The organism is Sphingobacterium sp. 40-24 (assembly GCF_001899705.1).
In the GTDB taxonomy this organism is placed as follows: domain Bacteria; phylum Bacteroidota; class Bacteroidia; order Sphingobacteriales; family Sphingobacteriaceae; genus Sphingobacterium; species Sphingobacterium multivorum.
Genome location: NZ_MKWH01000061.1, coordinates 44,417 through 52,584, shown reverse-complemented (window position 1 = coordinate 52,584; position 8,168 = coordinate 44,417). Strand labels below are relative to the sequence as shown.

General features: G+C 37.2%; 5 protein-coding genes. 2 read left to right on the top strand and 3 right to left on the bottom strand.

All coding sequences use genetic code 11. The features are described from left to right. The 3 genes from BGP15_RS23275 to BGP15_RS23265 all read right to left on the bottom strand — a co-directional run. The coding region (locus tag BGP15_RS23275) for a BF3379 family histone-like protein (protein WP_286770826.1) at positions 1 to 162 on the bottom strand (162 nt) is incomplete at its 3' end. A gap of 81 nt (positions 163 to 243) precedes the next feature. Further along, positions 244 to 1,494, bottom strand: a complete 1,251-nt coding sequence (gene fabF, locus BGP15_RS23270; protein WP_058699782.1) for a beta-ketoacyl-ACP synthase II — start codon at positions 1,492 to 1,494, stop codon at positions 244 to 246. 55 nt (positions 1,495 to 1,549) lie between these two features. Continuing rightward, positions 1,550 to 2,137 (bottom strand): TetR/AcrR family transcriptional regulator, encoded by a 588-nt coding sequence (locus BGP15_RS23265; RefSeq protein WP_058699781.1) that lies wholly within the window; start codon positions 2,135 to 2,137, stop codon positions 1,550 to 1,552. Between the two features lie 221 nt (positions 2,138 to 2,358). Between BGP15_RS23265 and BGP15_RS23260 the strand changes: the two genes are divergently transcribed. Next, positions 2,359 to 2,796, top strand: coding sequence for a DUF1896 domain-containing protein (locus BGP15_RS23260; protein WP_058699780.1), 438 nt, complete (start codon positions 2,359 to 2,361; stop codon positions 2,794 to 2,796). Next, positions 2,783 to 8,167: a helicase-like domain-containing protein gene (locus BGP15_RS23255; RefSeq protein ID WP_058699779.1), complete on the top strand. Its 5,385-nt coding sequence runs from the start codon at positions 2,783 to 2,785 to the stop codon at positions 8,165 to 8,167. Before BGP15_RS23260 ends, BGP15_RS23255 begins: the two co-directional genes overlap by 14 nt. The last annotated feature ends 1 nt before the right edge of the window (position 8,168 follow it).

Sequence of the window (8,168 nt, the reverse complement as noted above, 5' to 3'; positions counted from 1 at the left end):
ATCTAAAGATGCTTTTCTAAATTCTTTTAGCAGTTTTTCAAGTTCTAAAGAGGTTTTACGAGCTCTTGTTCCTGCTGCTTTGTTTCCTTTGTCTGCCTGTAATTCAGCATCTACTTTTAACGCTTCAAATGAAGCATTGATTTTTTCGATTAGTTCTTTCATTATGATAATGGATTAAATTGTGATGCAAAAATAAAAAAATATGCTTAAAGCATTTTCATAGAGATTTCCCTACTTTGTAATTTAGTAAATGTATTTTTTTAAGATTAAAGCTCCACAATGTCCCCCAAACCCAAAGCTGTTGCTCAAGGCATAATTCACCGTTTTTGAAAACGCCTTACTACCTAAGGACAGATTTAATTCTTTTGGTATATTTTCATCAATTTCGGTCGTATTTATAGTTGGTGGAATTAAATCGGTTTTTACGCTTAAACAAGTTGAAATGGCTTCAATAGCACCTGTACCTCCCAATAAATGCCCAGTCATAGATTTTGAAGCACTTACCTGAATTTTATCAAGGTTTGATGAAAATAATTTCTCAATCGCTTTAATTTCTGATAAATCACCAAGTCCAGTCGATGTCGCATGTGCATTAACATAATCAATATTATTTGGATTTAAGTTGGCTTCTTTTATACCTTCCCTCATGGCCAAAAATGCCCCAGTTCCTTCGGGATGCGTTCCCGTAATGTGATAGGCATCTGAACTTTCTCCACCACCTACAATTTCCGCGTAAATTTTAGCTCCTCTTTTTATTGCCGAGCCTAAGCTTTCGACAATCAAAGCCCCGGCTCCTTCACCGACCACAAATCCATCACGGCTTGTATCAAAAGGCCTTGAAGCAGTACCGAAATTTTCATTATTGGTCGACATGGCCTTCATCGCGTTGAACCCGCCAATGGAAGATGCTGTTATGGGAGCTTCAGAACCGCCCGTAATAACGATATCCGCTTTGCCTAAACGGATGTAATTAAATGCCTGAATAATGCTTTGTGTAGAAGAAGCACAAGCGGTAACAGGGCAATAATTAACTCCCCTTAATCCGTAATTGATAGAAATTATACCAGACAAGCCATTAGAAATGATCTTGGTAATAAAAAATGGATTAAACTTTGGTTGAAAATTACCTTTTGCATAATCGATGACTTCATGCTCGAACGTTTCAAAGCCACCAATTCCACTGGAAAAAATGACACCTATCCGGTTTACATTCAATTTCGAAAAATCTAATTCTGCATCTTTTACAGCTTCATCTACGCAAATAAGTCCGTACTGCGTAAATCTGTCCATTTTTCTTGCTTCTTTCCGATCGAAGTAATCTAAAGCCTCATAATTCTTGATTTCACATGCAAATTTTGTCTTGAAATTTGTTGTGTCAAAACGCGTTATTTTGTCGGCACCAGAGTCTCCGTTAAGCAAGTTGTTCCAATATTCCATTGTGTTTTTTCCAATAGGAGTAATTGCTCCTAATCCTGTGATAACTACTCTTTCCATTTTTTTAATATTTACGCATATACCTACCGGTATATGCTTGTTCAAATTTTTTTATTTAAATTTTCAGACTATTAATTTCAGACTGTAAAAAATCGATGCTTTCCATCAATATTTCTGGTTTTTCAAGTGTTTTTGCTAGCAAAATACTTCCTTCAATCAGAGCAATTAACCGATATGCAAAAACACTCGCATCCAAATTTTTTATTTCATTTTTATTGGCACCATCTTCCAGTATGGAGACAATGGTCTTGTGCCAACTTTGGATTGATTTAGTGACCTCCATTTTTAGCAAATCATTTCCATCATCTGCGTCAACGGATGTATTCAAGATGGCACAACCTCCGTTTTGGAATATTGGCTTAAATTCCGTTTTGTAATGACCTAAGAATGCAATCATTTTTTCGGCTGAATGCTCTATTTGATTTATTTTGCCGAGTATTTTTTCAGATTGGAATTTGTAATTGTATCTAAAAGCTTCTACAGCAACCTCATTTTTGTCTTTGAAGTTTCCATAAATACTACCTTTTGTCAAGCCTGTTGCATCAGTCAAATCGGATAAATACGTCCCTGTATATCCCTTTTTGTTGAAAATTGAAGCTGTTTTTTCAATAATGTATTGTCGTGTTTTTTCTGATCTTACCATATTGCAAATATACCGTACGGTATTTGATTGTGCAAATTCATTATAATTTTTTTAATAGACTATTTGTCTCTTAAAATCTGGAACCTCTCAGATGATTGAAATTCTCGTTGCATATTACGCCAAATCCTACCTCTCAAAGCCAAATCCTACCACTTCTATAAAAACTTTGCCTTACTGCTCTAATTTTAGGATTTACGCAAAAATTCTAAATAAAATTTACCATGAGTACACTGCAAAAAGACTTGTCGTATTTCAGACTACGACTGCAAGAACACCTTAACAGCAGCTTCCCCGAAAAAGCAAGCGACCAGAAATTTATTGACCAACGATCTTCATGGGCAGCAAATGCTTATGAAGGAGCATTTCTTTCGGGCAACGCTATAGAGCAATGTAGTGAAATTGCCAATTACATATTATTTGAAGGCTTACATTTCTCCCGTTTCGACACCATTTTTCAAGTGGTTTGCAATGAGTTTGATGCTTTAATGGCAGATGAAGAATTGAAACCATTTGCCCTAAAAATGTTTCCCGTCTGCGAATCTGTTTTCTTGAAATATGAATTAACCGATGATTTCGCATACTGTCATGAGTTTGATGAGCTCTACACAGAAATAACCGGTACCATTTCAATCTGGATAGAGGAAAATGGGCTTCAGTAAACGTCTTCATCTCCAACAGAATATTGAAGCCTTACGTACTGCTTTTAAATTGGAGAAGGAACAGCGGCAAGCTACCGCAGGCGAAAGACTGCTAATGATGCATTATAGCGGATTTGGTGGTCTAAAGTTCGTATTGAACCCTATCTCCAGTGAAGTAGATATCAATCATTGGCGAAAAAACGAACATGATCTTTTTCCAATTACACAGGAATTACACCAACTATTAATGGAGAATTCCGTTGATGATAAACAGTACAGAAAATATGTGGACAGTATGAAAAGCTCTGTCCTAACAGCATTTTACACACCACCACAGGTTATAGATGCTATCTCATTTGCTCTGAAAGATAGTGGACTTAAAATACAGAATTTTCTGGAACCATCAGCAGGTATTGGTGCATTCATACAATCTTTTGCAGATAACGAAGAGACTAGGGTTACTGCCTATGAAAAAGATGTATTAACCGGGAAGATACTAAAACACCTCTATCCAGAAAGTAATATCCGTGTAAGTGGCTTTGAGGAAATTTCCGAAAAAGAACAGAACAGCTATGATGTAATCGCAAGTAATATTCCGTTTGGAGATACTGCTGTATTTGATTTATCCTATTCCCGAAGTAAAGATTATGCAAAAGTACAAGCAGCCAGAAGTATTCATAACTATTTCTTTTTGAAAGGGAATGATATGCTTCGGGAAGGAGGTTTACAGTTTTTCATTACCTCGCAAGGAGTATTAAATAGTCCTAAGAATGAGCCGATACGTAGAGCATTAATGGAAAACAACAATTTGGTGTCAGCTATCCGATTGCCAAATAACTTATTTACAGAGTATGCAGGCACAGAAGTAGGCTCTGATTTGATAATCCTACAAAAGAATACAATTAAGCAAAGCTTATCTGAAGCAGAAGAACTGTTTTGCCAAAGTCAACAGACTGTATACAATACACCAGGGAATGCATTATTTTATAATAACAGCAGGATTGTACATACTGAAAGTAAATTAGATACTGACCCTTACGGACAGCCCGCTTTGATCTATAAACACAATGATGGTGTAAATGGAATTGCTAAAGACCTAACACAAATGCTTTCTAAAGACTTTGGTAGGAATTTAAACTTAGCTTTATACAAAGGTGAACGAAATGAGGAGCCGGCAATAGAAATTCCCGTTACACCAATTTTTACACCTCCTATAATTGAATCAGCAATTACCCAACAGGAACAACAAAGAATTTCACCGCCACAAGAACTAAAACAGCTGAGTATTTTTGACTTATTTGGCAATGATGATGAGTCTATAACAGTAATTGCACCACCAAAGAAAACAGCCCAAAGTCAAAAGAAAAAGTTTAACAGAAACCGTACTCCGATTGGAAAGCAAACCAATCTTTTCAGTGGTGGTATGCAACAACCCTATGTACAGCCTGTTAACAATGAATCTATAAGTAAACCTAAAAACAATGAGCCAAGAGAGCTAATCGGAGATTTATTTTCGCAGGTAAACGAAAAAGATACTGTTGATAAGCTAGTTCTAAAAAACACACTTCCAGAGCCTGCTTTGTATAGTCAGGAAATACAAGCATTTCACCGTAATGACTGCCTTGTGGTAAACAATGGCTGGGTTGGTCATTTACAAAATGTTGACAAAGTTGACAAAACAGGTATATTCCATCCTTTGCAATTGACTTCTTCACAGAAAGCAAGAGCTGAAGCCTATATTGCTATAAGGGATACCTACATAGATCTTTATCAAAAGGAAGCAGAGAAACAAACCGAACATAACTCAGAAAGAGAAACCCTTAACTATTTGTATGATGCTTTTGTAAGAAAGTATGGTAACCTGAATAGTGCTGATAATATTAAGCTTATTAAAACGGATAGTGCGGGGAAAGAAGTACCGTATCTGGAACGTACAATTGGTGGAGTGATACATAAAGCCGATGTATTTAGTCATCCTGTTAGTTTTTCCATCTCTACACTGGCAACGGACAATCCAGAAGAAGCATTAGCAGCTTCATTAAACAAATACGGAACTGTAGATCTGGAATACATGTCTGAAATCAGCAGTATGTCTGCCGATGCTCTTAAAGAAGCCTTGAATGACCGTATTTATTACAATCCGTTAGCTAATGAATACGAAATAGCGGAACGTTGGATTGCAGGAAATGTGGTTGAAAAGGCACACGAACTTAGAAGCCATGTTGAAAATAATCCTGAGGATAAAGAAGCTGCACGAAGCTTAACTATATTGGAAGAATCCCGACCAAGAAGAATAGAGTTTGAAGAACTTGATTTTAATTTAGGTGAGCGATGGATACCGTCCGGAATCTACGCACGCTTTGCCTCACATCTTTTCGACACAGAAGTAAGAATACACTATTCAGATAGTTCAGATGATTTTTCCGTAACCTCTAAACAGGGCAATCAACATATTTGGGAAAAATATGCCGTAAAATCGGAAAGCAGAACATTTGATGGAATTGCGTTACTGAAACACGCTTTAGTAAACACGACACCCGATATTACTAAAAAAGTTACGATTGGAGATCAAGAGGTTAAAGTAAGGGATATGGAAGCCATACAAATGGCAAACAGTAAAATTGATGAAATAAGAACAGCCTTTACTGAATGGCTCCATGCTCAAAACGATGAGTTCAAAACACGACTTACAGATCAATATAATGATAAGTTCAATTGTTTTGTCCGCCCCAATTATGATGGAAGCCATCAGGATTTTCCTGGTCTGGATCGCAAGGCTTTGGGCATAAATGATCTTTATGGAAGTCAAAAGGATACCGTTTGGATGATTAAGCTGAATAACGGAGCCATCTGCGACCATGAAGTCGGTGCAGGAAAAACTTTAGTAATGTGTACAGCGGCACAGGAAATGAAACGACTGGGTTTGGCTCATAAGCCAATGATCATTGGTTTGAAAAGCAATGTTCATGAGATTGCAGAAGCCTATCGTACTGCATATCCGCATGCTAAAATCCTGTTTCCAGGGAAAGATGATTTTACACCTCAAAAACGCTTGCGAATCTTTGGCGATATAAAAAACAATGATTGGGATTGCGTGATATTGACGCATGATCAGTTTGGAATGATACCGCAATCGCCCGAAGTACAAAAGGAAATTCTTGAAATTGAACTGGATAATGTAGAACGAAATCTTGATGCTATGCAATCGCAAGGTGCTGAAGTAACAAGAGGTATGCTTGCAGGAGCTATCAAAAGGAAAGAAAACCTCGAAGTAAAACTTAAAACGCTGCAACACGATATTGAGAATAGAAAAGATGATATTGTAGATTTTAAAATGATGGGTATAGATCATCTGTTTATCGACGAAAGCCACCAGTTTAAGAACTTGATGTTTAATACCCGACATAGTCGTGTAGCAGGATTGGGAAATGTAGATGGTAGTCAGAAAGCCCTGAACTTATTGTTTGCTATACGTACTATTCAGGATCGTACCAATGCCGACATGGGAGCTACCTTTCTTTCGGGAACCACCATCAGTAACTCTTTAACGGAGTTGTATCTGTTATTCAAATATCTTAGACCAAGGGCATTAGAAAAACAAGGTATAAACTGTTTTGATGCATGGGCGGCTATTTATGCAAGAAAAACTACGGATTATGAATTTTCTGTAGCCAATAATATTGTGGCAAAGGAACGATTTCGTTATTTTATTAAAGTACCGGAGCTAGCTCAGTTCTATTCTGAAATTACAGATTATCGCACAGCAAAGGATATAGGGATTGACCGACCGGAGAAAAAGGAAATACTGTACAATATTCCACCTACACCAGACCAGGCAAAATTTATACAAAACCTGATGCAGTTTGCAAAATCCGGGGATGCTACCTTGCTTGGAAGACCGCCATTATCTAAAACGGAAGAAAAAGCAAAAATGCTCATTGCAACAGACTACGCACGTAAAATGTCGCTGGATATGCGTATGGTGAGTGGTGCTTATTATGATCATCCTGATAACAAGGCTTCGCACTGTGCCGATAATATCGCCAAATATTACCAAAAGTTTAATGCACAAAAAGGAACACAATTCGTTTTTTCTGATTTGGGGACCTACAAGTCCGGAGAGTGGAACGTGTATTCTGAAATCAAGAAAAAACTGGTAGAAACACATGGTATTCCTGCTCACGAAGTCCGTTTCATACAGGAAGCTAAAACAGATAATCAACGTAAGGAGCTGATTAAGGGAATGAATGAAGGTAAAATTCGGGTACTATTTGGCTCTACAAGTATGCTTGGAACAGGAGTCAACGCACAGAAGAGAGCTGTAGCTATACATCATTTAGATACACCCTGGAGACCTAGTGATCTTGCCCAAAGAGATGGTCGGGCAATTCGTAAAGGCAATGAAATAGCCAAGCATTTTGCCGATAATAAAGTGGATGTGGTCATCTATGCCGTAGAAAAATCACTGGACAGTTATAAGTTTAATCTATTGTTCAACAAACAACTATTCATAGACCAGCTAAAATCAAATAATCTCGGTAAGAGAACTATTGATGAAGGAAGTATGGATGAAAAGTCAGGAATGAATTTTTCTGAATACGTAGCAATTCTATCAGGAAATACTGACCTTTTAGACAAGGCGAAAGTAGAAAAGCAAATTGCAGGCTTGGAAAGTGAGAAACAGGCATTTAATAGGTCAAAATATAGTGCTAAATATAAACTTGAAGATTTCACAGCAGAGCTTAACAAAGCTCAGTCGCGACATGATCGTATGAGTCTTGATTGGAGTAATCTGCAACAACGTATTCAAAAGAACCAGGATGGTACGATTGTAAACGCTATTCAGCTCACAGGTCTTCCTGCTACTGCTACCATCAAGCAAATAGGTACTAACCTTAATGAATTAACAGATAAATCCCGAACAGGTGGAGATTATGAAGAAATCGGAAGTTTATATGGTTTTCAATTATTGGTAAAAACCGAAATGTCAGAAAAAGATGGAGTCGATATTCGAGTGAACCGTTTTTTTGTACAAGGCGAAGGAAATATAAAATATACATTCAATAATGGAATAATGGCGAAAGAGCCGGAAACTGCCTCAATGAATTTTTTGCGGGCACTGGAAAAACTACCATCCTATATCGCTAAAGAGCAAGAAAATATAACTGATTTTCAAAAAGATATTCCAATACTTCAGGGAGTAGTGGATGGTATATGGACAAAAGAATGTCGACTGAGCGAGCTTAAAACCGAACTTGCCGCAATCGACCGTAAGATTCAACTATCCATTACACCCCAATCAAATAAACAGGAAGATACTCAAAATGAGGCTAAGCTACCAGAATTAACTGCTTCAATGACAAAAAATATAAGTACTAAAAATACATTTTAGC